This window comes from Sphingomonas sp. Leaf62 (assembly GCF_001421915.1).
Classification (GTDB): domain Bacteria; phylum Pseudomonadota; class Alphaproteobacteria; order Sphingomonadales; family Sphingomonadaceae; genus Sphingomonas.
Map to the genome: position 1 here is coordinate 251,491 of NZ_LMLN01000004.1, position 451 is coordinate 251,941.

General features: G+C 65.4%; 1 protein-coding gene. It reads left to right on the forward strand.

Annotation, left to right across the window (positions count from 1 at the left end; all coding sequences use genetic code 11):
• Positions 1-451: IS256 family transposase (locus tag ASE91_RS04245; RefSeq protein ID WP_235530306.1), on the forward strand; the 451-nt coding region annotated here is incomplete at both ends.

Below are 451 nucleotides of genomic sequence, written 5' to 3' on the forward strand. Positions count from 1 at the left end.
CCTGGCAGCAACGGCCGCTCGATCCGGTCTATCCGCTCGTCTTCTTCGACGCCTTGCGGGTGAAGATCCGCGACGAGGGCATGGTGCGCAACAAAGCCATCCACATCGCGCTGGGCGTCCGTGCCGATGGCGCCAAGGAGGTGCTGGGCCTGTGGCTCGAACAGAACGAGGGTGCGAAGTTCTGGCTCAGGGTCATGAACGAGCTCAGGAACCGCGGCACCGAGGATATCCTGCTCGCCGTCGTCGACGGCCTGAAGGGTTTTCCCGAGGCGATCACCGCGGTGTTTCCCGACGCGATCGTCCAGACGTGCATCGTCCACCTGCTGCGAAACTCGATGGACTTCGTCTCGTGGAAGGACCGCAAGGGTCTGGCGACGGCGCTGAAGGAAGTCTACCGCGCGCCCAGCGCCGAGGCGGCCGAGCAGGCACTGACGGTCTTCGAGGCCGGTCC